The sequence below is a fragment of the Aeromonas sp. R7-1 genome, from assembly GCF_040908115.1.
Taxonomy (GTDB): Bacteria; Pseudomonadota; Gammaproteobacteria; order Enterobacterales; family Aeromonadaceae; genus Aeromonas; species Aeromonas caviae.
The window spans coordinates 38,677-62,901 of sequence record NZ_JBFODD010000065.1; the positions used below are offsets into that span (position 1 = coordinate 38,677).

At 60.7% G+C, this 24,225-nt stretch carries 18 protein-coding genes; 9 read left to right on the forward strand and 9 right to left on the reverse strand.

Features of this window, described 5'->3' with window-relative positions:
- Positions 1-13: 13 nt before the first annotated feature.
- From AB5Y51_RS20825 to AB5Y51_RS20835, 3 genes are all read right to left on the reverse strand, one after another.
- Positions 14-1,774, reverse strand: a complete 1,761-nt coding sequence (locus tag AB5Y51_RS20825; protein WP_368179132.1) for a DEAD/DEAH box helicase — start codon at positions 1,772-1,774, stop codon at positions 14-16.
- Positions 1,775-1,894: 120 nt separating this feature from the next.
- Positions 1,895-2,932, reverse strand: a complete 1,038-nt coding sequence (locus tag AB5Y51_RS20830; RefSeq protein WP_039038992.1) for an HlyD family secretion protein — start codon at positions 2,930-2,932, stop codon at positions 1,895-1,897.
- A gap of 10 nt (positions 2,933-2,942) precedes the next feature.
- The gene (locus AB5Y51_RS20835; protein WP_039038991.1) at positions 2,943-3,275 is read right to left on the reverse strand and encodes a DUF3302 domain-containing protein; all 333 of its coding nucleotides are present in this window, start codon (positions 3,273-3,275) and stop codon (positions 2,943-2,945) included.
- A 216-nt stretch (positions 3,276-3,491) separates the two neighbouring features.
- On the opposite strand from AB5Y51_RS20835, the gene AB5Y51_RS20840 reads away from it, so the two are divergent.
- Positions 3,492-5,135, forward strand: coding sequence for a mechanosensitive ion channel family protein (locus tag AB5Y51_RS20840; RefSeq protein WP_368179134.1), 1,644 nt, complete (start codon positions 3,492-3,494; stop codon positions 5,133-5,135).
- A 62-nt stretch (positions 5,136-5,197) separates the two neighbouring features.
- On the opposite strand, the gene AB5Y51_RS20845 is transcribed toward AB5Y51_RS20840, so the two are convergent.
- From AB5Y51_RS20845 to adhE, 5 genes are all read right to left on the reverse strand, one after another.
- Positions 5,198-6,619 carry a carbon starvation protein A gene (locus AB5Y51_RS20845; RefSeq protein ID WP_039038989.1) on the reverse strand — a complete coding sequence of 474 codons (1,422 nt, stop codon included), beginning with the start codon at positions 6,617-6,619 and terminating at the stop codon, positions 5,198-5,200.
- Between the two features lie 143 nt (positions 6,620-6,762).
- Positions 6,763-7,467 carry a two-component system response regulator BtsR gene (btsR, locus tag AB5Y51_RS20850; protein WP_041215425.1) on the reverse strand — a complete coding sequence of 235 codons (705 nt, stop codon included), beginning with the start codon at positions 7,465-7,467 and terminating at the stop codon, positions 6,763-6,765.
- The gene (locus AB5Y51_RS20855) at positions 7,464-9,155 is read right to left on the reverse strand and encodes a LytS/YhcK type 5TM receptor domain-containing protein (RefSeq protein WP_368179136.1); all 1,692 of its coding nucleotides are present in this window, start codon (positions 9,153-9,155) and stop codon (positions 7,464-7,466) included. The genes btsR and AB5Y51_RS20855 overlap by 4 nt, the downstream gene beginning before the upstream one ends.
- A 352-nt stretch (positions 9,156-9,507) precedes the next feature.
- Entirely contained in the window at positions 9,508-10,743 is a 1,236-nt protein-coding gene (locus tag AB5Y51_RS20860; RefSeq protein WP_139736549.1) for an HD-GYP domain-containing protein, read from the reverse strand.
- A 110-nt stretch (positions 10,744-10,853) separates the two neighbouring features.
- Positions 10,854-13,529, reverse strand: a complete 2,676-nt coding sequence (adhE, locus tag AB5Y51_RS20865; protein WP_041215422.1) for a bifunctional acetaldehyde-CoA/alcohol dehydrogenase — start codon at positions 13,527-13,529, stop codon at positions 10,854-10,856.
- A gap of 833 nt (positions 13,530-14,362) precedes the next feature.
- Here adhE and AB5Y51_RS20870 point away from each other — a divergent pair.
- The 7 genes from AB5Y51_RS20870 to AB5Y51_RS20900 all read left to right on the forward strand — a co-directional run bounded on the left by AB5Y51_RS20870 (position 14,363) and on the right by AB5Y51_RS20900 (position 22,263).
- A complete protein-coding gene (locus AB5Y51_RS20870; protein ID WP_010674328.1) occupies positions 14,363-14,998 on the forward strand; it encodes a YchE family NAAT transporter in 636 nt (211 codons plus the stop codon).
- Between the two features lie 280 nt (positions 14,999-15,278).
- Complete coding sequence (locus AB5Y51_RS20875; protein WP_039038984.1) at positions 15,279-16,898, forward strand: ABC transporter substrate-binding protein; 1,620 nt, start codon at positions 15,279-15,281, stop codon at positions 16,896-16,898.
- A 97-nt stretch (positions 16,899-16,995) separates the two neighbouring features.
- Positions 16,996-17,916, forward strand: a complete 921-nt coding sequence (gene oppB, locus AB5Y51_RS20880; protein WP_010674330.1) for an oligopeptide ABC transporter permease OppB — start codon at positions 16,996-16,998, stop codon at positions 17,914-17,916.
- Between the two features lie 14 nt (positions 17,917-17,930).
- The gene (oppC, locus tag AB5Y51_RS20885; protein WP_010674331.1) at positions 17,931-18,842 is read left to right on the forward strand and encodes an oligopeptide ABC transporter permease OppC; all 912 of its coding nucleotides are present in this window, start codon (positions 17,931-17,933) and stop codon (positions 18,840-18,842) included.
- Positions 18,843-18,950: 108 nt separating this feature from the next.
- Positions 18,951-19,931: an ABC transporter ATP-binding protein gene (locus tag AB5Y51_RS20890; RefSeq protein ID WP_039038983.1), complete on the forward strand. Its 981-nt coding sequence runs from the start codon at positions 18,951-18,953 to the stop codon at positions 19,929-19,931.
- Positions 19,932-20,927: a murein tripeptide/oligopeptide ABC transporter ATP binding protein OppF gene (oppF, locus tag AB5Y51_RS20895; protein ID WP_010674333.1), complete on the forward strand. Its 996-nt coding sequence runs from the start codon at positions 19,932-19,934 to the stop codon at positions 20,925-20,927.
- A gap of 391 nt (positions 20,928-21,318) precedes the next feature.
- Positions 21,319-22,263, forward strand: a complete 945-nt coding sequence (locus AB5Y51_RS20900) for a TerC family protein (RefSeq protein ID WP_029314355.1) — start codon at positions 21,319-21,321, stop codon at positions 22,261-22,263.
- 54 nt (positions 22,264-22,317) lie between these two features.
- Here AB5Y51_RS20900 and alr read toward each other — a convergent pair whose 3' ends face one another.
- Complete coding sequence (gene alr / locus AB5Y51_RS20905; RefSeq protein ID WP_368179139.1) at positions 22,318-23,544, reverse strand: alanine racemase; 1,227 nt, start codon at positions 23,542-23,544, stop codon at positions 22,318-22,320.
- Between the two features lie 179 nt (positions 23,545-23,723).
- Here alr and AB5Y51_RS20910 point away from each other — a divergent pair, with 179 nt between their 5' ends.
- Positions 23,724-24,170 carry an isoprenylcysteine carboxylmethyltransferase family protein gene (locus AB5Y51_RS20910; RefSeq protein WP_010674336.1) on the forward strand — a complete coding sequence of 149 codons (447 nt, stop codon included), beginning with the start codon at positions 23,724-23,726 and terminating at the stop codon, positions 24,168-24,170.
- Positions 24,171-24,225 lie beyond the last annotated feature (55 nt).

Genomic DNA, 24,225 nt, shown 5'->3' on the forward strand with positions numbered 1-24,225 from the left:
GCCTGCCATGGGGTCAGGCCGGGGCGTTGGCAGTCCGGTAACGCCCCTCGTAATCGAATATTTTTTCCTTCACCTGCCAGAAGCGTCCCGACTTGCGGGCGATGACGAAATCCGGGTGACGGAACTGGTCTGCCGCGAGCATCACGCTCGCCAGGGTAGTGAATTCGGGCTCCAGACCCGGGGCGGGCCAATGATGACGCACAAAGCGTTGTTGAAACAAGCGCTGTGCACCCCGGGAGTGAAAGGGGAAGTACTCCGTCAGGGTCAGGCCATCCTCGTCGTGGTAGGTCACCTCCAGCCGCTCCCCCTGCTTGCCGCGCCCAGGGCTCAGGGTCAAACCGGCGCAGCGGATCACCATGCAGTCCTTGAGATTGAGGGCCTCCTTGAGCTTGTCGTCAGGGTCCACCAGCAGCTGGTCACAGCGTTGGCAGCGGCGGGCGGCGATGTCGTTTTCAGCGCCGCATCCGGGGCAGATCTTGGCGCGAAAGCGGTAGTCGCACTCCTCGCGGTTGCCCTCGTCATCTTCAAACAGTCCCTGACAGCGGCGGCCGTAGTGCTCGATCACCTTGCCATCCTCGTCGGTCTTGCCCCAGAAGGTGTTGGCAAAGCCGCAGGCGGGGCAGGGCACCTGAACCGGCTCGGTGCCGGCGTGGGGCCTGGGCTCCCCCACCTCGGGGGCAAACAGGTTGAAGTTGTTGCCTGCGTAGTCGAGCACCAGGCAATCGCTCTTGCCGGGTGAGAGGCGCAGGCCCCGTCCCACAATCTGCTGGTAGAGCGACACCGACTCGGTGGGACGCAGCATCACGATAAGGTCGACGTGGGGGGCATCAAAACCGGTGGTGAGCACCGCCACGTTGACCAGAAACTTGAGCTCGCGCGCCTTGAAGGCACTGATTAGAGCGTCGCGCTCCGGTCCCGGCGTCTCGCCGGTGACGAGGGCGGCCTGCTGGCCTCTGGCACCGAGCAGGCCATGAATTTCCCGGGCATGCTCGACGGTGGCGGCGAAGATCATCACCCCCTGCCGATCGGCCGCATACTCCAGCACCTGGCTCAGGATATGGGGGGTGACCCGCTCCTGTCGCCTGATCTCGCCGTTGAGCTGCGCCTCGCTGAACAGGCCGTTCTCCCGCGGTACCAGCTTGCTGAAGTCGTAGTGGACGATGGGGGCGTCCACCAGGCGCGGCGGGGTCAGGTAGCCGTTTTTCACCATAAAGCGCAGGGGCAGTTCGAATACGCAGTCACCAAAGAGCCGCTCGCCGTGGCTCTTGACCATGCCGTGGTAGTGGCGCCGGTAGATCCAGCCCAGCCCCAGCCGATAGGGGGTGGCGGTGAGCCCGAGGATCTTGAGGGCAGGGTTGGCGGCCTTGAGATGCTCGAGCACCTGGTGGTATTGGCTGTCGTCATCGAGCGAGACCCGGTGGCACTCGTCGATGATGAGCAGCGAAAAAGCCCCGTCGAAGGCATCCAGATTGCGTGCCACCGACTGCACCGAGCCAAACACCACCTGGGCGCTCGCCTCCTTGCGATCCAGCCCGGCGGCGAAGATGTCGGCCTTGAGCCCCCACGCCTCGTACTTGGCGTGGTTCTGCTCCACCAGCTCCTTGACGTGGGCCAGCACCAGCACCCGGCCGCGCGCCTTGCGGGCCAGTTCGGCGATCACCAGGCTCTTGCCGGCCCCGGTGGGCAGCACCACCACGGCGGGATCCGGGTGTTTGCGAAAGTGGTTGATGACGGCGTTGACCGCGTCGGTTTGATAGGGTCTGAGAACGAACATGGGGAACGGTTGTGGCGCAAGGTGGCGCCATTATAGGGATCTTGCGGGGAAAATGCAGCGAGGGGGGCGTGCTGACAGGAAGCGGGCCGGCAAGATGCCGGCCCGTGCAGGTCAGGGACCTCAGTGGAAGGGGAACAGGTAGTTGAGCCAGCTACCCATGCGCATCAGGATCTTGCGCATGATGGCCACGTGGTGGAAGTGCTCGGTATAGATGGCGGCCTGACCGCTGGAGCCCGCGATCACCTGGTAGTTTGCCCACTCGGGATCGGTGATCTCGAGCACGATGGGCAGGCGACCCGGTACCTGGGCCGAAGTCTGATCGATAAGACCCGCCTGTGCCTGGATGTTGCCCGGAGCCATGGCCGGGATAACGGACTGCACCTTGGCCTTGAAGATGCGACCCGGGATGCCGTCGAGCACGACTTCGGCCTCGTCACCCGCTTTGAGCCGCTGCATGCTGTTCTGCCAGAACCAGCCGACATAGGCATTGGCATCTTCATGAATGAAAGTCATCACGGGGCGGAACATGAAGGGGGCGGCAATCATGCCCGGGCGCAATGCCAGTTGCACGACATGACCGTCACTCGGGGCGTAGACCACGGTCTGCTCCAGATCGTACTTGGCGATGTTGAGCTGGGCACTCAGGTCATTGAGGGTCGCTTTCTGCTGATCTATCTGGGCGACGATGTCATCCACGTTGGCCTGGGTGACGTCGAGGTCGCGCTGTTTGCCGATGCCCCGTCGCATCAGCTCCTGGGCGCGATCCCTGTCCAGGCTGGCGGATCGCAGGCGGGCGTCCAGAGCCTTCAGAAAATCGGTGTTGGAGGCGAGGCGCGCCGTCAGGCTGGCGACCTTCTCCTGGAAGGGCTCAGCGTCGATGCGAAACAGCACATCCCCTTTCTTGACTGGCTGGTTGGGCTTGACCGGGACGTCGGTGACTCGTCCCTTGACCAGGGGCACGACCGGGGTGGAGACATAATAGTTGCGAGCCAGCTCGGAATAGGGGTGGTTGTAGTTCATCAGCATGATGAGTGTGCCGATGATGATGACGCCACCCAGCACGGCGGTCGGCACGGTCCACTTGTTGAGCGGGATCTTGAAAATCTTGAAAATACCTATGCAGAGGGCCGTATAGGTGAGAATAAGTAGCAGGTCCATGGGGCGTTACCTATTTGTCGGTCTGTTCGAGCGTGGTCATGCGAGCCTGCAGTGCGGCCAGCTCCTCTTTGAGTGCGCTGATCTCGGTTTCGTCATGTTGTAGGCGTTGCGAGAAGCCCCAGCCGCGATCGGGGCGATAAATCGTGGCCCAGATCCAGAGGAAGGGCCAGAGCACGTGCAGGGTGAACAGGCTGACCCAGCCTGCCACGTGAATGGCGTCCTGGTGGGGGTGATTACGGTGCTTGGCAATTTCATATGGAATATCGTGAATGACGATAATGCCATAGAACATGACCAAGACGACAAACACCAGGATCCCCAGGGCAATGTAGTCAAGTACCATCGATTTCTCCCGTCTGAGTCGCTAACAATGCTTCGATTGTCGAGTCGAGGCTTCGGCAATAATGACAGCATATGCCGTCGGTGCAAGTCTGCAATCGGAGAGTTGGTGTGGCGGTACAGGCATGGTTCATCGATTGCTCATTTAACACACAAAATTGATTTGGTTAGATAAAATCAAACAGCAATGGATGCCCGGGCAAGGTGAGAGGTGAACCTGATGAACGAATGGTGCAGTGGCAAAGGATGGCGGCTTGGCCTGTTGCTGATCTGCCTGTTGTGGTCCCGCCTCGGCTGGACTGCCGAACCCAGAATGGAGCCCAATGAGCAGGAGCGGGCGCAGACCCTGGTCCTGCTTCATGAACCCATCGTCATGCTGACGGCTAAATATGGCAACCTGGATGGGGCGGCCAGGGTACGGCTGGCCCATGAGCGAGTTCAGCGGATGGAGCCAAGCGACCTCATGACGCCTGTGGCCGTGACGAAAGGCAGCCGACACGGCCAGGAGAGCCGGGAGTTTCTGGTCAATGGCAAGCGCATTCTGGTGTTGCTGGAAGGGGACCTGGATGAATTCGACGAGCTGACCCTGGATCAGGCGGCCGAACGCGTCCTGCATCGGCTCGACGGCGTGCGCATCAAGTATCTCGAGCTGCACTCGACCCCCTATCTGGTCAAGGCCGTCGGCTTGGCGGTGGTGGTCAGCCTGATCTTCTTCGGCCTCATCTGGCTGTTGCAGCGGGGGCATCGGCGAGTCAGAAAGTGGCTGGCCAACCGCCTGTTGCTGCAGAAGGGGCTGGTCCCCCACTCCTGGCGCCAGGTCACCGGGAATGTCGAGGTCCGCATGCTCGGCCTCATCACGCTGCTGCTCATCTTCATGCTCACCTATGGCTGGCTGACCTATGTGCTCGGCCTGTTCCCCCAGACTCGGGCCTGGAGCGATCGGCTTGGGGAATCCCTGTTTGCCCTGTGTGGCGACATGCTGGAAGGCATGATTGCCGCCATGCCCGGTCTGGTAACCGTGCTGCTTATCGTGGTCATCACCCGTTTCTTCATCAAGATGCTGGCCATCCTCTTCGACCGCATCGAGCGTGGCCAGTTTCGGGTGCAGGGTTTGCACGCCGAGACCATAGGCGCCACCCGGCGACTGCTGTCAGTGGTGATCTGGCTGTTTGCCCTGACGGTGGCCTACCCCTATCTGCCGGGGGCGGATTCCGATGCCTTCAAGGGGATCAGCGTCTTCTTCGGTCTGATGGTGACACTGGGATCGGCCGGTATCATGAACCATGCCATGAGCGGCCTGGTGCTCATTTACTCCCGCGCACTGCGGCCAGGGGATCTGGTGCAGATCGGCGAGGTGGAGGGGATGGTGAGCGAGCTCAACGCCCTCTCGACCAAGCTGGTGACGCGCCAGGATCACGAGGTCACGCTGCCCAATGCAGTGGTGGTGGGGGGCAAGGTGGTGAACCTGACACGGCTGGCGGGCGAGAAGGGGGTGGCCCTGCTGACCAAGGTGACCATCGGTTATGACACCCCCTGGCGTCAGGTACATGCCATGCTGGAGCTGGCCGCGCGGCGTTGCACCCGGCTCAATCAGGATGAAGCTCCCTTGGTGCGGCAGTTGAATCTGCAGGATTGGTATGTGGAGTACGAGTTGCAGGTAAGAATGAAGGCAAGCGAACTCCCTGCAGTGGTCAAGACGGAGCTCCATGGCCATATTCAGGATGTCTTCAACGAGTTCGGGGTGCAGATCATGTCCCCCAACTTCATTGCCCAGCCGGAGCAGGCTGTGCTGGTGGCCAGGGAGCAGTGGTATCAGGCGCCGGCCCGGGCGCCCGATCCCGCCGAGCCCCCCGCCAGGGAGTGACCACAAAAAGCAGAGGCCCGGCAGCAATGCCGGGCCTCTTGTCATGAAGAGAAGCTGACGCCTCAGCTCTCCTTGGCCTCTCTCAGTTGGGAGGGCCTGAATTTCACCAGGAAGGCGAGGGTGATGAGGGCGGTGCTCACCAGACCGATGATGGTGGAGACATTCATCTCGAGGCCGAAACCGATTGGGGCGTTGGCCAGGTAGGTGATGACCACTGCGGTCATGAAGATGGCGGGAATGGTGCATACCCAGTGCAGCTTGCCTTCCTTGATGAGGTAGGCGGCCGCAGCCCACAGCATGATGACGGCGGTGGTCTGGTTGGCCCAACCGAAGTAGCGCCAGATCACCCCGAACTCGGCCTTGGAGATGATGAAGCCAAGGATGAACATGGGGATGGCGATGAGCAGACGCTTGGCCATGGGCTTCTGGGTCAGGTTCAGGAAGTCCGCCACGATGAGGCGGGCGCTGCGAAACGCGGTGTCACCGGAGGTGATGGGCAGGATCACCACGCCGAGGATCGCCAGGATGCCGCCCACGGTACCGAGCAGGCTGGTGGAGACTTCGTGCACCACGGCAGAGGGGCCGCCGCTGGCCAGGGTGGCGTTGAGTGCCTCGGTGCTGTCGTAGAAGGAGAGACCCAGGGTGCACCAGATGAGGGCGATGATGCCTTCCCCTATCATGGCCCCGTAGAAGATGAAGCGACCGGAGCTCTCGTTCTGCATGCAGCGCGCCATCAGCGGGGACTGGGTGGCGTGGAAACCGGAGACGGCACCACAGGCGATGGTGATGAACAGCAGCGGCCAGAGCGGCAGGTCCGTCGGGTGCAGGTTGGAGAAGTCCATCCCGGTGTTGTAGAAGCCCTTGCCGGAGACGATGAGGCCGATGATGAGGCCGACGGACATGAAGACCAGCAGCGCGCCGAAGATGGGGTAGAAGCGACCGATGATCTTGTCGATGGGGACGATGGTCGCGAGGATGTAGTAGGCGAAGATGGCCGCAATCCAGTAGACCAGATCGGTGGAGGTGAGGTTGGCGAGCAGGCCCGCCGGGCTCAGGACGAAGACCACGCCCACCAGCATCAGGAGCACCACGGCAAAGAGGTTCATGAAGTGCTTGGCGGCGGTGCCCAGGTGCTCACCGACCACGGTCGGCACCGAGGCGCCTCTGGCGCGTACCGACAGCATGCCGGAGAAGTAGTCGTGGACCGCACCGGCGAAGATGCAGCCAAAGACGATCCAGAGCATGGCGACCGGACCATAGAGGGCACCCAGGATGGGGCCGAAGATGGGGCCGACGCCTGCGATGTTGAGCAGTTGAACCAGGTAGACCTTCTTGTCCGACATGGGGACATAGTCCACCCCGTCCGCCATGGTGATGGCGGGGGTCTTCAACTCGGGTTTGGGCCCGAATATCCGTTCGATGAATTTGCCGTATACGAAGTAGCCGGCTATCAACAAGCCGACACAGAGGAAGAACCAGATCATTGCTACGCTCCTGCTTTGTTATTTTTGGTGTGCGCAGCCAGTGTAGGGGGGGACTTCTGTTAACGGCAGGTGAAAGGGGGTGAGCGGCGACATGGCGACCCGAGCGGTTGTCCGCTGTGATCCGGCGCACATCGCGCCCCGCTTTATTCCAGTCCCAGCTCGTCTTTGAGCTCCTTGAGGTAGCGGCGGCTGACCGGTACCCGGGCACCGCTCGGTGTCACGATCTCCGCCAGCTGATTCTCCAGCAGCCGGATTTCGAAGATGGCGGCCGGGGCCACCAGATACTGGCGGTGGCAGCGCAGCAGCGGGGTCTTCTCCTCGAGGGACTTGAGGGTGAGCTGGGTGTGAAACAGCTCGCCCTGGCAGGCGACATGGACACCGCCGAGATCGGAGAAGGCGTACTCCACCTGGGAGGTTGGGAGCAGCCGTACCCGGTTGTGCAGGTATCCGGGGATATGGTGGATGGTCGGGGCCAGGGTCCCGACCGGTTGCGGGGTGATGTCCTGCCTGAGCCGCGCCAGGGTCTTGGCGAGGCGCGCCGGCTCCACCGGCTTGAGCAGGTAATCGAAGGCGTTCTCCTCGAACGCCTGGATGGCGTACTCGTCAAAGGCGGTGACAAAGACGATACGGGGCAGGGGATCGAGCATGGCCACCAGCTCCATGCCGCTGAGCTTGGGCATCTGGATATCGAGAAACACCACATCCGGCTTGAGTTGCTGGATGAGGCCGAGCGCCTCGATGGCGTTGCCCGCCATGCCCAGGATCTCGATGTCGGGATCGCTGGCCAGCAGCTCTGCCAGCTCCTCGCGGGCATAGGGCTCGTCATCGACGATCAGGGTGCGGATCATGTCATCTCCTTGGCGGTGGTGCGGGGTTGTCGTGGGAGCGTCAGGGAGACCCGGGTCCATTGCTCTGGCTCCCACTGGACGTCAATGCCATAGCGCTCGCCAAAGGCGCTCTTGAGGCGCTTGTCCACCAGGCTCATCCCCAGACCATCCCCCTGGCCGGATGGTTGCCAGGCCCCGGCATTGTCTTCGACGCAAAGGGTGATCACCTCGGGGGTCTCCCTCGCGAAGAGGCGAAGTCGCCCCTCTCCCAGCAGGGAGCAGATGCCGTGCTTGATGGCATTCTCGATGAGGGGCTGCAGGGTGAAGCTCGGCAGTTGCACCTCGGCAAGGTGGGGCGGGATCTCGTTGATGACGGTGAGCCGCTCGCCAAAGCGGGCCTGCTCTATCTCCAGGTAGGAGAGGCTGTGCTCCTGCTCCTCCTGCAGCGTGGTCAGGCCGCTCTGGCGCTTGAGGTTGTTGCGAAAGAAACGGGAGAGGTGCAGCAGCAGCCCCCGTGCCCGTCCCGGATCGCGGCGGGTAATGGCGCTGATGGTGTTGAGGGTGTTGAACAGGAAGTGGGGGTTTATCTGTGCCTGCACCAGCTTGAGCTCGGATTGCACCAGCAGGCGCTGCTGCTGCTCCAGGCGGCCTGCCAGCAGCTGCTGGGACAACAGGTTGGCGATCCCTTCTCCCAGGGTGTGATTGATCTTGAGGAAGAGCCGCTTCTTGGGCTCATAGAGCTTGATGGTGCCGATCACCCCCTCGTCACCCTGCAGGGGGATCACCAGCACGGAGCCGAGCTGGCACTGGGGGGAGATGCTGCAACGATAGGGCTGGCTGTTGCCATCGGCGAACAGCACCTTGTTCTGGGCGATGGCTTGCAGGGTGATCGCCGAGGTGATGGGGGTACCCGGCTTGTGGTGATCTTCTCCGGTGCCGATGAAGGCGAGGATCTTGTCGGTGTCCGTGATGGCGACGGCGCCGACGCCGGTCTCTTCCTGAACGATATGGGCTATCTTGCCGCTGGCCTCCGGAGTGAACCCCTGGCTCATGATGCCGACGGTGCGGTTGGCGATGGTGAGCGCCTTGGCGGAGAAGACCCGGGAGAACTTTTCGTACATCCGCTGCTGGTCGCGGATCATGCTGATGAAGAGCGCCGCCCCGCAGGAGTTGGCGAGGATCATGGGGGTGGCGATGGTGCGCACCAGCAGCAGGGACTTGTCGAAGGGGGTGGCGACCAGCAGGATGATCACCATCTGCATGATCTCGGCCACGAAGGTGGTAAAGAAGGCGACCCTGGGGGCAAAGAGGTCATTGACCCTGCCTGCCCGCATCAGCCGCCAGTGCACCAGCCCCCCCAGCAAGCCTTCGCAGGTGGTGGAGATGGCGCAGGCGAGATCGGTGAACCCCCCCAGGGTATAGCGGTGCAGGCCGCCGGTCAGCCCCACCAGGAATCCAACCAGAGGACCACCCAGCAGTCCCCCCAGTACGGCACCGACCGCCCGGGTGTTGGCGATGGCGTCATCGATGTCGAGGCCCACATAGGTTCCCAGTATGCAAAAGCAGGAGAAGATGACATAGATGAGCACCTTGTGGGGCAGCCTGACGGAGTAGTTGGCCAGGGGACGCAACAGGGGGCTTTTGGAAAAAAGGTAGGCGATGACCAGGCTGACGCTCATCTGCTGGAGCAGAGAGAGGACTAGTTGCATAAAAAAGCTTCCTCAAACACCACGCCGGAGCCGGGCGTTGTCATGACGCAGGATGAGCCTGAGCCCGTCTTGATGCGGGCTGCGGGCTGAACGCTGCGGCAGTTTGCCAGAATGGAAAAATAAAACCATATAAAATCAGCATGTTAAATTGATATTTGTGTAACCTGCGCCCGCTTGATATTGCTGATACGAGCATGAAGGTATCCACCGGATACGCCACACGGAGGTGGCATGCTCCGCCCGGCCATCGGCTGGGCGTTTTTTATCCAGCTCCAATGGTGGACGATTTCGAGGGGACCTGAGCAATTATTCAGGTTTGTCCAATGAGTTATCCCCAGCTTCTGGGGATAACTCAGAAGGCGAAATAGTAACAGACCCGCCGACCCAGACCGAAAAAGGCGCGTTGCGCGTCGTCCAGCTCTTCCTGTCTGAGGGTGGCGACGATGCTTCGCGCATCTTCCCGCAGATCGATCATGGTCACCCCTTCCGGTCGCTGCCCCTTGAGGTAGGGCAGCACCTTGGGTCTGAGGGGCATGCTGGGCTCGGTGGAGAGCACCAGGGCCAGGGCATCGTCATCCAGGCGCACCAGGGAACCCGGTGGATAGACCCCCAGCACCTTTATCAGCAACCTGACCTGGGTTTGCTCGAACTTCTTCTGGGAGAGCTTGTAGAGCTGGCCGATCACCTGGCTGGGCCCCGGCGGGTTGAGGCCGCTGCGCGGATGAAGCAGCTCGTCATAGTGATCCACCAGCCCGATGAGGCGGGCGAGGGGGGGGATCTTGTCGCCCTTGATCCCGAGGGGAAAACCGCTGCCATCGAGGCGTTCGTGATGCAGGTAGGCGACCTCACGGATCCTGGGTTCGAAAGCCTGCAACTGGTTGAGCATCTCCAGTCCGTACTGGGGGTGCATGTTGAGGAAATTCTGCTCCGCCTTGCTGAGCTCCCCCCGCTTCTGGATGATCTGGCTCGGGATCCTGAGCTCGCCGATGTCGTGGATCAGGCCCGCCAGACCGGTCTCCTCGATCTCGACGGGATTCATGCCAAGCTCCCGTGCCATCAGCATGGCGATGAAGGCCACGCTCAGGCTGTGTTGCAGCAGGGTATCCGTGTTCTGGCTGCGGATGAGGTGCAGACCGAGCGGCCCCTGGTGTTCTGCCAGACGGGCGGCGGTGCTGCGCACTATCTGCGCAGTATTGGCCAGGCCTTCGTCCGGTTTGAGGTTGAGGGCGCCAAGGGCGTCGCGAAGATCTGACAGGGATTGACCGAACGCCTTGTCCGCGATGCGAAGGGAGCGCCTGAACGCCTTTTCGTCGAAGGTGGGGCCCTCAGAAGAGGGGGCGGTATCCCCGGTGTCGCTCATCTCAAGAGAGGGAACGGGTTCGGCCCGCAGCAGGGGCTCGACCGGCAGATCGCTCTTGTCGGGATCCACCATCAGCAGGGTCAGGTCGAGGTGGCGGATGATGTCGAGCTGCTGCTGGTCCTTGATTTTGAAGGCGTTGAACATGAAAGGGTGGCTCGTCCATCCCGTGGGAAGATGGATGTAGTGGCCGACTCTCAACTGCTCGATGGAGGCCTGTATCAGCGCCATGGACTAGCTCTTCTGTCGAATTTGCCTATCAACAAGCTAGCAAAATTAAACAGATAGACAAACAAAAAAGCCCGCGCATGTGCGCGGGCTCTTGTCATCCGTGGCGTTTATCAGGCCTTGGATTTTTTCTTGTTGTCCACCTTGGTGTCGACCTTGGCTGCAACCGGGGCGGCAGCAGGGGCTTCCTCGATGAAGGGACGGCCGTAGTAGGTGTCCATCAGGATGGCTTTCAGCTCGGTGATCAGCGGGTAGCGCGGGTTGGCGCCGGTGCACTGGTCATCGAAGGCTTCCAGGGCCAGCTGGTCTACCTTGGCCAGGAAGTCCGCTTCGTTCACACCGGCTTCGCGGATGGAGGCCGGGATCCCCAGGGTGGCCTTCAGCTCGTCCAGCCAGGTCAGCAGCTTCTCGATCTTGGCGGCGGTACGGTCACCGGCAGCGGTCAGGCCCAGGTGGTCAGCCACTTCGGCGTAGCGACGGCGAGCCTGCGGACGGTCGTACTGGGAGAACGCGGTCTGCTTGGTCGGGTTGTCGTTCGCGTTGTAACGGATGACGTTGCTGATCAGCAGGGCGTTGGCCAGACCGTGGGGGATGTGGAACTCCGCACCCAGTTTGTGGGCCATGGAGTGGCACACACCCAGGAAGGCGTTGGCAAACGCGATACCGGCGATGGTGGCGGCGTTGTGCACCTTCTCGCGGGCAACCGGGTCGTTGGCGCCGTTGATGTAGCTGGAGGGCAGGTAGTCCTTCAGCAGTTTCAGGGCTTGCAGCGCCTGACCGTCGGAGTATTCGTTGGCCAGCACGGAGACATAGGCTTCCATGGCGTGGGTCACTGCGTCGATACCACCGAAGGCACACAGGGATTTGGGCATGCCCATCACCAGGTTGGCATCCACGATGGCCATGTTCGGGGTCAGCTCGTAGTCGGCCAGCGGGTACTTCATGCCGGTGGCGTCGTCGGTCACGACCGCAAACGGGGTCACTTCAGAACCGGTACCGGATGTGGTGGTGATACAGACCAGTTCGGCCTTCACGCCCATTTTCGGGAACTTGTAGATACGCTTGCGGATGTCCATGAAGCGCATGGCCAGGTCTTCGAACGCGGTGTCCGGGTGCTCGTACATGACCCACATGATCTTGGCGGCATCCATGGGTGAACCACCACCCAGGGCGACGATCACGTCCGGCTTGAAGGAGTTGGCCATCTCGGCGCCCTTGCGGACCACGGACAGGGTGGGGTCGGCTTCCACTTCGTAGAAGATCTCCACTTCCATGTTCAGCTTCTTGAGCAGGCGAACCACTTCATCGGCATAGCCGTTGTTGAACAGGAAGCGGTCGGTCACCACCATGGCGCGCTTCTTGCCTTCCAGGTCGCCCAAGGCGATCGGCAGGGAACCACGACGGAAGTAGATGGATTTCGGAAGTTTGTGCCACAGCATATTTTCTGCCCGTTTTGCGACTGTCTTCTTGTTGATCAAGTGCTTGGGACCGACGTTCTCGGAGATGGAGTTACCACTCCAGGAGCCGCAACCCAGGGTCAGGGACGGGGCCAGCGCGAAGTTGTACAGGTCACCGATACCACCCTGGGTGGAGGGGGTGTTGATGAGGATACGGGCGGTCTTCATCTTGTCGCCGAAGTACTTGATGCGGTCGGCATTGCGATCCTGGTCGGTATAGAGACCGGAGGTGTGGCCGATACCACCGATGTTGACCATGTCGCAGGCCATTTCGACGGCTTCTTCGAAGTTCTTGGCACGGAACATACCCAGGGTCGGGGAGAGTTTTTCGTGAGCGAACTCGTCTTCTGCGCAGAGTTCCAGACCTTCACCGATGAGGATCTTGGTGGTGGCAGGCACGGTCACACCGGCCATGGCGGCGATCTTGGTAGCAGGTTGGCCCACGATGTCGGCGTTCAGGGCGCCGTTGATCAGCAGCACTTTACGCACCTTGTCCGCTTCGTCCTTGGAGAGGATGTAGCCGGCGTGGGTCGCGAAACGCTCCTTGACCTGGTTGTAGATGGAGTCGACTACGATAACAGCCTGCTCGGAGGCACAGACCACGCCGTTGTCGAAGGTCTTGGACATCAGGATGGAGGCGACGGCACGCTTCACGTCGGCGGTTTCGTCGATGACGATGGGCACGTTGCCCGCACCCACGCCGATGGCGGGTTTGCCGGAGGAGTAGGCGGCCTTCACCATGCCCGGGCCACCGGTGGCCAGGATCAGGTTGATGTCGTCGTGACGCATCAGGGCGTTGGAGAGTTCGACGGAGGGTTGATCAATCCAGCCGATGATGTCTTTCGGCGCACCGGCAGCCACGGCAGCATCCAGTACCAGCTTGGCAGCGGTATTGGTGGAGTTCTTGGCGCGGGGATGCGGGGAGAAGATGATGGCGTTGCGGGTCTTCAGGGAGATGAGGGCCTTGAAGATCGCAGTGGAAGTCGGGTTGGTGGTCGGTACGATACCGCAGATGATGCCTACCGGCTCGGCGATGGTGATGGTGCCCATCTCGTCGTCCTGGCTCAGGATGCCGCAGGTCTTTTCATCTTTATAGGCGTTGTAGATGTATTCGGAGGCGAAGTGGTTCTTGATAACCTTGTCTTCGATGATACCCATACCGGATTCAGCCACGGCCATCTGGGCCAGGGGGATACGGGCGTTGCTGGCGGCCAGGGCGGCGGCACGGAAGACCTTGTCTACCTGCTCTTGCGAGAAGCTGGCGAATTGACGCTGTGCTTCTTTGACGCGGGCAACCAGTGCATCCAGTTCAGCCAAATTGGTTACTGCCATGTTTATCTCCTGATGATTTGAAAACTGTTTAGTAAGACCTTGGCAATGCCCGGCAATTATAGCCACCTTGTCAAGGCGAGAATCACCATAACGGGGTATTTACATGCCTTAGTAAACTGTTTTCTGGCTCGATTATAGGGTCGGGATGTGTCAGAAAAGATTGATCTGGATCATATGTAACAAAAGAACAAAAGAAATTTTGTTTCACCCCTTATCGCACCACTATGTTACGGGAGTGTGTCATCCTTTCTTGGCATCATGAGCTGCTGTCACGCGCCCTTGGAATATCTGCTCAGGGAAGGGGATCTGATGAATTCTCGCCTTGACCGGGATGGGGGGAGGCGGTATCGCCGTGATGGTGGCAGAACGTTCACTCCCCTGACGTTTCATTTATGTTGAGAAAGGGGTTGTTGTTTTCATCCAGTCGCCCTGGCGAAACAGCACATCTGGCGGTGGCAGGGAGCGCGTCACCTCTTCAGAGCCGACCCCACTGGCGCCGTACCAGGGTGAGAAAGGCCAAAAATCGGGGTCACAGGAGTGGGTGGGGGCGGCAAGCAGGCGTGGTGAGAAGCAAGGGTGCCATTTGCCGAAAATATCGTTTCTTGGCTGAGGGTTGATATAACGCGCTGCGATGGCACCCGGCGATGTTAATGGTGGCCTCTCTCCCTTAACAACCCGATATGTTGAATTATGTCGATACATTAGCGGAACTAACTAAAAAGCCCCGGTAAGGGTGAGATTATTTGATTGGAGAAGGGAAAAGCCATGGTGTAAATTTACGCGCAGTTTGGGGGCTGGCCCCTTGTGGCTCGTATTGGTTCTGGATGGCGCCTATGGCAGCAATAGACTTCTCTTTATACCTGAAATTTTTCGTCGGCCTGTTCGCGATCATCAACCCGCTGGGTCTGTTGCCGGTCTTTGTGAGCCTGACGGGCCACATGTCGCCGGAGGAGCGACGCAAGACCAACACCACCGCCCACATTGCCGTGATGATCATCCTGATGGTCTCCATGTGCATGGGACAGCTCATCCTCGACAGTTTCGGCATCTCCCTGGCGTCGTTTCGCATTGCCGGTGGCTCGCTCATCACCCTGATCGCCTGGTCGATGCTGCAGGGCAAGCTGGGGGAGGTGAAGCACAACAAGCAGGAGAAGGGTGAACTGGCTGCGCGTGAATCCATTGCCGTGGTGCCCCTGGCACTGCCGCTGATGGCCGGACCCGGTGCCATCTCCTCTTCCATCGTCTATGCCAGCCAGAAGACCCTGCCCCAGATGGCCGGCATGTTCGTGGTGGTGGTGGCGTTTGCCTGCTGCTCCTGGCTCATCTTCCGGGCTGCTCCCCTGCTGTTCAAGCTGATGGGCAACACCGGCATCAACGTGGTGACCCGTATCATGGGTCTCATCATGATGTCCCTTGGCATCGAGATCATCGTGGCGGGCATCAAGGGAGTCTTCCCCGGTCTGGTGTGAGCCAGGTCCGTTTTTGTCGGAGCCGGTCCTTGTGACCGGCTTTTTATTGTTTCTTTTTTGTTGGTCATTTCCTAGAATCGAGCGGCCTTGTACGAAAAACGACCGCCTCGGGATATTTAAATGCTGAATAAATGGTTTTAAGTTGTTTTTTTGACCATGAAAGCGGCCTGTTCCTGATGATATCTATTGCATTATCAGAATTGTCAGGGAATTATGCGGGCAGCGAGGTGTTTGTCTCGTGGATAACAAATGCATGGAATGTTCTTGTTGGAGTATGGAAATGACTCATAGAAAAACAATTATTAATACCCTTTTATTGACTGCACTTTTCGGTGGCGCCACCCTGGCTCACGCCGCCGATGTCCCCGCCGGTACCAAGCTTGCTCCCGAGCAAACCCTGGTGAAGGGCAATGGTTCCGAACCCGCCACCCTGGATCCGCACAAGACCGAGGGAACGGTAGAATCCAATATCCTGCGCGACCTGTTCGAGGGGCTGGTCACCTCTGGCCCCAAGGGTGAGACCCTGCCCGGCGTCGCCGAGTCCTGGGAAACCAAGGACAACAAACATTACGTGTTCCACCTGCGCAAGGATGCCAAGTGGTCCAACGGGGATCCCGTCACCGCGCATGACTTCGTCTTTGCCTTCCAGCGCGCGGTGGATCCCAAGACGGCCTCTCCTTACTCCTGGTACATGGAGATCCCGACCATCGTCAACGCCACTGACATCATCGCGGGCAAGAAGCCGTCCGACACCCTGGGCGTGAAGGCGGTGGACGATCACACCTTCGAGGTGCAGCTGGAGAAGGCGGTGCCTTACTTCGTCAGCATGCTCTCCCACACCACCACCTATCCGGTCCCGAAGAAGGTGATCGAGAAGTTCGGTGACAAGTGGACCCAGCCCGGCAACATGGTATCCAACGGCGCCTACGTGCTGAAGGACTGGGTGGTCAACGAGCGCGTCGACGTCGAGCGCAACCCCAACTACTGGAACAACGGCAAGACCGTCATCAACAAGGTGACCTACCTGCCGATCCAGTCCACCAACGCCGAGCTGAACCGCTATCTGGCTGGCGAAGTGGATCTGACCTACAACATGCCCATCGAACGCTTCAAGCAGATGAAGAAAGAGCTGCCGGACGAAGTGAAGGTGAGCGGCTATGTGGGCACCTACTACTACACCTTCAACACCAAGCGCAAACCTTATGACGACGTGCGGGTGCGTACTGCACTCACCTACGCCATCGATCGCGACGTGATCGCCGACAAGGTGATGGGCAAGGGTGAGACCCCGGGTTATGCCCTGGTGCCCGACTTCGTGGACGGCTTCAAGCCGGTGGCACCATCCTGGTCCAAGCTGACCCAGGCAGAGCGCGATGCCAAGGCGAAAGAGCTGCTGACCGAAGCCGGTTACGGCCCGGGCAACCCGCTCAAGTTCGAGCTGCTCTACAACACCGACGACAACCACAAGAAGGTGGCCGTGGCCGTCGCCTCCATGTGGAAGAAGCTCGGCGTGCAGGTGAGCCTGGTGAACCAGGAGTGGAAGACCTATCTGGAGACGCTCAAGCAAGGTCAGTTTGATGTGGCCCGTCGTGGCTGGATTGCCGACTACAACGAAGCCTCCTCCATGCTGGATCTGATGCAGACCACTCACGGCAACAACGACGGCAAATACTCCAACCCGACGTTCGACAAGCTGATGAGCGAGTCCCGCAACCAGGTGGATGCCGAGGCGCGCAACAAGCTCTATGTCCAGGCCGAAGAGATCCTGGCCAAGGACATGCCGATCGCCCCCATCTATCAGTACGTGACCTCCCGCATGGTCAAGCCCTACGTGGGCGGCTACCCGGCCAACCCGCTGGACAACATTTACAGCAAAGACATGTACATCGTTGCTCACTGAGTAAAGAAACAAGTCGCATAACAAGCAGGGCCCGCCAGACGGCGGGCCTTTATTACAACCGCGACCCTTTGGAAGCAGTACAGGACAGGAAATGTCTATGTTGAAATTCATCCTTAAACGTCTACTGGAAGCGATCCCGACTCTGCTGGTCTTGATCACCGTCTCCTTCTTCATGATGCGCTTCGCCCCGGGCAACCCCTTCACCAGCGAACGCGCCCTGCCGCCGGAAGTCCTGGCCAACATCGAAGCCAAATATGGCCTGGACAAGCCCATCGGCATGCAATACCTCACTTACCTCGGCAACCTGGTCCAGGGGGATCTGGGGCCCTCCTTCAAATACAAGGACTTCACCGTCAATGATCTGGTGAGCCAGGCCCTGCCTGTCTCCGCCAAGATAGGCTCGGTCGCCTTCCTGCTGGCAGTGACCCTGGGGGTCACCTTCGGCACCATTGCGGCCCTGAAACAGAACACCCTCATCGACTACCTGTTGATGTCGTCGGCCATGGCCGGGGTGGTGATACCCGGCTTCGTGCTGGCACCGCTGCTGGTGCTCTTCTTCAGTATCTATCTGGGCTGGTTCCCGGCGGGGGGCTGGCAGGGGGGCGGCGCCCAGTTCATGGTACTGCCGGTGTTCGGCATGATGATGTACTACATCTCGGCCATCTCCCGCATCATGCGCGGCAGCATGATCGAGACCATGAACTCCAACTTCATCCGTACCGCCCGCGCCAAGGGGCTGCCCCTGCGCCACATCATCCTCAAGCACGCGCTGCGCCCGGCCATGCTGCCGGTGGTCTCCTACCTGGGACCGGCCTTCGTGGGCATCATCACCGGCTCCGTGGTCATCGAGACCATCTTCGGCCTGCCGGGGATTGGCCAGCTGTTCGTCAACGGTGCCCTCAACCGTGATTACTCCATGGTGCTCGGTCTGACCATTCTGGTCGGCGCCCTCACCATCACCTTTAACGCCGTGGTCGATATTCTCTATGCCGTCATCGATCCCAAGATCCGTTACTAAGCCGGGAGTGCATCATGGTAGTCACAACTGAAAAGCGCGAAGCCGTCGAGGCGTTCGCCCAGAAAGTGGAAGTGGTGGAAGGACGCTCCCTGTGGAAGGATGCCCGTCGCCGTTTCCTGCGCAACAAGGCGGCCCTGACCAGCCTCATCATCCTGACCATCATCGGTCTGGCGGTGATCGTGGGGCCCCACCTGTCCCAGTACACGTTCGATGACCCGGACTGGGGGGCCATGCAGAGTGCCCCGGACATGGAGACCGGCCACTGGTTCGGCACCGACAGCCTGGGGCGCGACCTGTTCGTGCGTACCCTGCTCGGCGGACGCATCTCCCTGATGGTCGGCATCATGGGGGCCCTGGTGGCCGTCATCATCGGCACCCTCTACGGGGCCGCGTCCGGCTTCATCGGCGGTCGCGTCGACAGCCTGATGATGCGCGTGCTTGAGATCCTCAACGCCTTCCCCTTCATGTTCTTCGTGATCATGCTGGTGACCTTCTTCGGTCGCAATCTGGCCCTCATCTTCCTCGCCATCGGCGCGGTGAGCTGGCTCGACATGGCGCGGATCGTGCGCGGCCAGACCCTGAGTCTCAAGAGCAAGGAGTTCATCGAGGCGGCCCACGTCTGCGGCGTCTCCAAGTGGAAGATCATCACCCGTCATATCGTGCCCAACGTGCTCGGCATAGTGGCGGTTTACGCCACCCTGCTGGTGCCGGGGATGATCATGTTCGAATCCTTCCTGAGCTTCCTGGGTCTGGGCGTGCAAGAGCCCATGACCAGCTGGGGCGCCCTGCTGGATGAAGGCTCCAAGTCGATGGAAGTGGCCATCTGGCAACTCCTGTTCCCCGCCGGTTTCATGGTGGTGACCCTGTTCTGCTTCAACTTCCTCGGGGATGGTCTGCGTGATGCCCTGGATCCCAAGGATCGCTGATACCCAGGGACCGGCAAGACGCCAAGGGGCCATCAGACCCGTTCAGGGAACGCACCGCGTTCACCACGGGCAGGCCCCCATCACGACAGCGCGATAAGGAGTACTGAGATGAAATTACTGGATGTGAAAGATCTGCGGGTCGAGTTCAAGACCCCGGACGGCAATGTGGTGGCCGTCAACGACCTCAACTTTTCTCTTTCTGCCGGCGAAACCCTGGGGATCGTCGGGGAATCGGGCTCAGGCAAGTCCCAGACGGCCTTTGCCATCATGGGGCTGCTCGCGAAGAACGGTGTCATCACCGGCTCGGCCAAATTTCAGGGGGACGAGATCCTGAATCTGCCGGAGCACAAGCTCAACAAGATCCGCTCCGAGAAGATCGCCATGATCTTCCAGGACCCCATGACCTCCCTGAACCCCTACATGAAGGTGAAGGATCAGCTGATGGAAGTGCTGATGCTGCACAAGGGGATGACCAAGGCCGCTGCTTTCGAGGAGTCTGTGCGCATGCTGGACGCGGTGAAGATCCCCGAGTCGCGCAAGCGGATGAACATGTACCCCCACGAGTTCTCCGGCGGCATGCGCCAGCGGGTGATGATCGCCATGGCGCTCCTGTGCCGGCCGCAGCTGCTCATCGCCGACGAGCCGACCACGGCGCTGGACGTGACGGTACAGGCCCAGATCATGACCCTGATGAACGAGCTCAAGCGCGAGTTCAACACCGCCATCATCATGATCACCCACGATCTTGGCGTCGTGGCCGGCATCTGCGACAAGGTGCTGGTGATGTACGCAGGCCGGACCATGGAGTACGGCCGGGTCAACGATATCTTCTATCGCCCGAGCCACCCCTATACCGAAGGCTTGCTGCGCGCCATTCCCCGCCTCGACACCGAAGGGGAAGAGCTGCCCACCATTCCGGGCAATCCGCCCAACCTGCTGCGTTTGCCCACCGGCTGTCCCTTCCAGGAGCGCTGCCACCGGGTGAGCGAGATTTGTGGCCAGCAATCGCCGATCCTGACGCCGTTCAACGACGGCCGGGAGCGGGCGTGCCACTGGGTATCGGATGCCATGATCAAGGGAGTGAACTAAATGGGTACTGACAAGAAACTGCTGCTGGAAGTGTCCGACCTCAAGGTTCACTTCCATATCAAGAGTGACAAGGCCTGGCCCTGGGCCAAGCCCTCCGCCCTGAAGGCGGTGGACGGGGTGACCCTGCGCCTCTACGAAGGAGAGACCCTGGGCGTAGTGGGGGAGTCCGGTTGCGGCAAATCCACCTTCGCCCGTGCCCTCATCGGCCTGGTACCGGCCACCGACGGCAAGGTGGTGTGGCTTGGGCAGGACTTGACCAAGCTCGAGCAGAACGCCCTGCGGGAGAAGCGCAAGGAGATCCAGATGATCTTCCAGGACCCGCTGGCCTCCCTGAACCCCCGCATGACCATAGGGGACATCATCGCCGAGCCCCTCATCACCTTCTACCCGACCCTGCCAAGGGAAGAGGTGAAGGAGAAGGTGCGCGCCATGATGACCAAGGTGGGTCTGTTGCCGAACCTGGTGAACCGTTACCCCCATGAGTTCTCCGGCGGCCAGTGCCAGCGCATCGGCATCGCCCGGGCGCTCATCCTCGAGCCCAAGATGATCATCTGTGACGAGCCGGTCTCGGCGCTGGATGTCTCCATCCAGGCTCAGGTGGTGAACCTGCTCAAATCTCTGCAAAAGGAGATGGGTCTCTCCCTCATCTTCATCGCCCACGACCTCTCCGTGGTGAAGCACATCTCGGATCGGGTGCTGGTGATGTACCTGGGCAACGCGGTGGAGCTCGGGACCGGCAAGGAGATCTTCGCCAATCCCCTGCACCCCTATACCAAGGCGCTGATGTCGGCGGTCCCCATCCCGGATCCGGATCTGGAGCGCAGCAAGGTCATCCAGATCCTGGAAGGGGACTTGCCATCCCCCATGAATCCGCCCTCCGGCTGCGTGTTCCGCACCCGCTGCCCGGTGGCAGGCCCGGAGTGCGCCAAGACCCGGCCCCAGCTCGAGGGTAACTTCGACCACGCGGTCTCCTGCCTCAAGGTGGACCCGCTCTGAGAACCTGTTAACGATCTTGCTGCGAGGCCGTGATCAAGGCTCATGCGCTGCTCTTTACCTTGTTGACGACCTCTCGCGACAGCTCGTAAACAGGTTCTAAGGAGAACCGTATCGAGAAGGGCGCGTGCTGGCGCCCTTTTTATTGCATGGGGGATAAGATGCCTCTTGGCGCCAGCGGTTGTCGCTGCTACTATCCGCCGCACAAGGGGAGTAACTTCTCGCCGGTTTGTCGTCATTACGGTGCACCCATATCCTGCAGTGCACCCGGCAGCCGGGCAGTTGACGCAAGTCGGCTGTAAGTGAGACCTTGCCGAGAGGCAAGGTGTATCTGCTCCAAACGCGAACCCACTGCCTCCCGGCCGTGGGTTTTGTCGTTTTGGGAGAAGTGAACATGGGTGAATGGTGGATGTGGACCGGTTTCTTCAGCATAGTGCTGGTCCTGTTGTGGATTGATATCCGCTTTGTCGGTGGCGGCAAGGCGCACAAGGTGTCCCTGAAAGAGGCGGGCATCTGGTCTCTTATCTGGGTCAGCGTGGCGCTCCTGTTCAACCTGGCCATCTGGCTCTGGCTGGATCACAGTGCCGGGCGCGAGATCGCGAACCAGAAGGGGCTGGAGTTTCTCACCGGCTACCTCATCGAAAAGGCACTGGCGGTGGACAACGTCTTCGTCTGGCTGATGCTGTTCGGCTACTTCGCCATCCCGGCGGAGCTGCAGCGCCGGGTCCTGCTCTACGGGGTGCTGGGGGCCATCGTGATGCGCGCCGGCATGGTGTTCGCGGGCAGCTGGCTCATCGAGCAGTTCCACTGGATCCTCTACCTGTTCGGGGCCTTCCTGCTGCTGACCGGTGCCAAGATGCTGTGGGCAGCCGACAAGGAGCCGGATCTCGAGAACAATGCCCTGCTCGGCTGGATGCGTCGTCGCTTCAAGGTGACCGAGACGCTGGAGGGGGAGAAGTTCTTCGTCTGGCGTGACGGTGTGCGCTACGCGACCCCGCTGCTGCTCATCCTGGTGCTGGTGGAGGTGAGCGACCTCATCTTCGCGGTGGACAGTATCCCGGCCATCTTCGCGGTGACCACGGATCCCTTCATCGTGCTCACCTCCAACATCTTCGCCATCATGGGGCTGCGCGCCATGTACTTCCTGCTGGCCGGGGTGGCCGATCGTTTCGCCCTGCTCAAATACGGCCTGGCGCTGATCCTGATGTTCATCGGGGTCAAGATGTTGCTGCTCGATATCTTCAAGATACCGACCGGCATCGCCCTTGGCGTGGTGGCGCTGATCCTGCTGGCCTCCATGGGGCTGAGTCTGCTGATGACCCGCAAAAAGGCGGCGTGAACGGTGCAGTAAAAAGGGCTCCCTCGGGAGCCCTTTTTCATGTCAGCAATTTGCTTAGCGCTTGATCTTCTTGGGGTTGGTGTAGCCCCAGACGGTGTACATGTCCGCCAAGAGGGCACCGTTGTACTCCTCCAGATCGGATTGTTTCACCTCGGCATCACCCTGGCGTCCGAACAGGACCACCTCGTCACCGGGTTTGATCCCCTTGATGTCGGTGACGTCCACCATGGTGGTGTTCATGGAAGTCTTGCCCACGACGGGGGCCTTCTGGCCATGGATCAGCACATAGGCCTTGTTGCTCATGGCGCGGCGGTAGCCGTCGGAGTAGCCCATCGGCAGGTTGGCCAGCAGGGAGTCGCGCTTGAGGGTGAAGGTGCGGTCATAGCCGACGGTGTTGCCCGCCGGGTAGTGGTTGACGGAGGCGACCTGGGTCTTGAACGCCATCACCTTCTTGTACTCGGTGTAGGAGGGGATGGTGTCGCCGTAGATGATGCCGCCCGGGCGCACCATGTCGAAGTAGGCTTCCGGCACTTCCAGGGTGGCGAAGGAGTTGGCGGCGTGGATGGTGAGCTTGCTGCGATCCAGCTTGCCCGCGTCGATCAGCCACTGGTAGTCCAGTTTGAACTGGGCCAGCCCCAGCTTGACGTCCTCTTTCTCCTCCACCGGGAAGTGGGTCATGATGCCGACCGGGGTGATCCCCTTGAGCTTGAGCATGGCCAGGGCATCTTCCTTGGAGTCCGCCAGACGCAGGTCGATGCCGTTGCGGCTCATGCCGGCGGAGTTCAGGCCAATGTGCACCGGGATGTTGGTGTGATGGCGCTGGGCGATGTCGGCGATCCCCTTGGCGCTCTCCAGGCTGCCGATGAGCTCCTCCAGCTTGTAGGGCAGGGCCTGCTCCACCTCGGTCGGGGTGGCGGCACGGACCCGCATCAGGCGGCCCTCGAAGCCCTTCTCGCGGGCCACCCGGGCCTCTTCATTGCTGGCGATGCCGATGCAGGGGATGCCTGCCTTGACCACGGAAGGGACCAGCAGGTCGATGCCGTGACCGTAGGCGTCCGCCTTCATGATGGCGCAGATCTGCGGGCCCTTGTCACCGAGGCGATTTTTCAGGGTCTGGATGTTGTGCTCGAAGGCACCGAGATCCACTTCCAGCCAGGCGTTGGCGGCGGTCTGTTCCTGACCGTTGCGGTGGTCGTCGGCGAGCGGCAGATAGGGGGCGGCGACTGCTTGGCCGGCCAGCAGGCCAAAGATCAGGGTCGCGAGCAGTGTTTTCTTGTGCATGGGGCAAGTCCTTTCTTATTGTCTTGAGTTGAGGCTGGGCTCATCGCTGAGGCGAGCTGCGGCAGGGCTGGTCATAGCATGTTGCTATGCTAATGATATATTTCACTTTTTATCCAGATGCCGACTCTGGAAGTGTATCTCAACGGCGTCAATCGTGGCACGTGTTGCAGGAAGAAAATATGAAGCTGACGTTGCGGATTCCACCGCTGCTGCTGTTCGTCGTCATCGTGCTCGCCATGTGGCTGGGGCGGGGCGAGGGGAGGGCTGCGCCCCTGTGGCTGGTGCTGGTCGCCACGCTGTGGCTGGCGGGAGCCCTGCTGGGAGGCGGTGCGCTTCTGCATTTCTGGCAGCAGCGCACCACCGTGCACCCCCAGCGCCTGGAGAGCAGCCGGGTGCTGGTGACTCGGGGCGTCTATCGCATCAGCCGCAATCCCATGTACCTGGGGCTGCTCTGCTGGACCCTGGCGCTGGCGTGCTATCTGGGAGGCATGGCAGTGTGGCTCGGGCCGCTGCTGCTCTGGGGCTGGCTTACCCGCTTCCAGATCCTGGCTGAGGAGCAGGCGCTGCGGCGACAATTCGGCGATGCCTATGACGACTATTGCCGACAGGTCAGGCGCTGGTGCTGAGGCGGGCGTGCCCCATCAGGCATATGACAACGGCCCGCAGAGGCGGGCCGTTGTC

Excerpts from the sequence above, each read along its gene's own strand:
- AB5Y51_RS20840 (WP_368179134.1), top strand. The coding sequence starts at position 3,492 with ATGAACGAATGGTGCAGTGGCAAAGGATGGCGGCTTGGCCTGTTGCTG.
- adhE (WP_041215422.1), bottom strand. The coding sequence starts at position 13,529 with ATGGCAGTAACCAATTTGGCTGAACTGGATGCACTGGTTGCCCGCGTC.
- AB5Y51_RS20890 (WP_039038983.1), top strand. The coding sequence starts at position 18,951 with ATGAAATTACTGGATGTGAAAGATCTGCGGGTCGAGTTCAAGACCCCG.
- alr (WP_368179139.1), bottom strand. The coding sequence starts at position 23,544 with ATGCACAAGAAAACACTGCTCGCGACCCTGATCTTTGGCCTGCTGGCC.
- AB5Y51_RS20845 (WP_039038989.1), bottom strand. The coding sequence starts at position 6,619 with ATGATCTGGTTCTTCCTCTGTGTCGGCTTGTTGATAGCCGGCTACTTC.
- AB5Y51_RS20860 (WP_139736549.1), bottom strand. The coding sequence starts at position 10,743 with ATGGCGCTGATACAGGCCTCCATCGAGCAGTTGAGAGTCGGCCACTAC.
- AB5Y51_RS20830 (WP_039038992.1), bottom strand. The coding sequence starts at position 2,932 with ATGGACCTGCTACTTATTCTCACCTATACGGCCCTCTGCATAGGTATT.
- oppF (WP_010674333.1), top strand. The coding sequence starts at position 19,932 with ATGGGTACTGACAAGAAACTGCTGCTGGAAGTGTCCGACCTCAAGGTT.
- AB5Y51_RS20835 (WP_039038991.1), bottom strand. The coding sequence starts at position 3,275 with ATGGTACTTGACTACATTGCCCTGGGGATCCTGGTGTTTGTCGTCTTG.
- oppC (WP_010674331.1), top strand. The coding sequence starts at position 17,931 with ATGGTAGTCACAACTGAAAAGCGCGAAGCCGTCGAGGCGTTCGCCCAG.
- AB5Y51_RS20900 (WP_029314355.1), top strand. The coding sequence starts at position 21,319 with ATGGGTGAATGGTGGATGTGGACCGGTTTCTTCAGCATAGTGCTGGTC.
- btsR (WP_041215425.1), bottom strand. The coding sequence starts at position 7,467 with ATGATCCGCACCCTGATCGTCGATGACGAGCCCTATGCCCGCGAGGAG.
- AB5Y51_RS20910 (WP_010674336.1), top strand. The coding sequence starts at position 23,724 with ATGAAGCTGACGTTGCGGATTCCACCGCTGCTGCTGTTCGTCGTCATC.
- AB5Y51_RS20870 (WP_010674328.1), top strand. The coding sequence starts at position 14,363 with ATGGCAGCAATAGACTTCTCTTTATACCTGAAATTTTTCGTCGGCCTG.
- AB5Y51_RS20825 (WP_368179132.1), bottom strand. The coding sequence starts at position 1,774 with ATGTTCGTTCTCAGACCCTATCAAACCGACGCGGTCAACGCCGTCATC.
- AB5Y51_RS20855 (WP_368179136.1), bottom strand. The coding sequence starts at position 9,155 with ATGCAACTAGTCCTCTCTCTGCTCCAGCAGATGAGCGTCAGCCTGGTC.
- AB5Y51_RS20875 (WP_039038984.1), top strand. The coding sequence starts at position 15,279 with ATGACTCATAGAAAAACAATTATTAATACCCTTTTATTGACTGCACTT.
- oppB (WP_010674330.1), top strand. The coding sequence starts at position 16,996 with ATGTTGAAATTCATCCTTAAACGTCTACTGGAAGCGATCCCGACTCTG.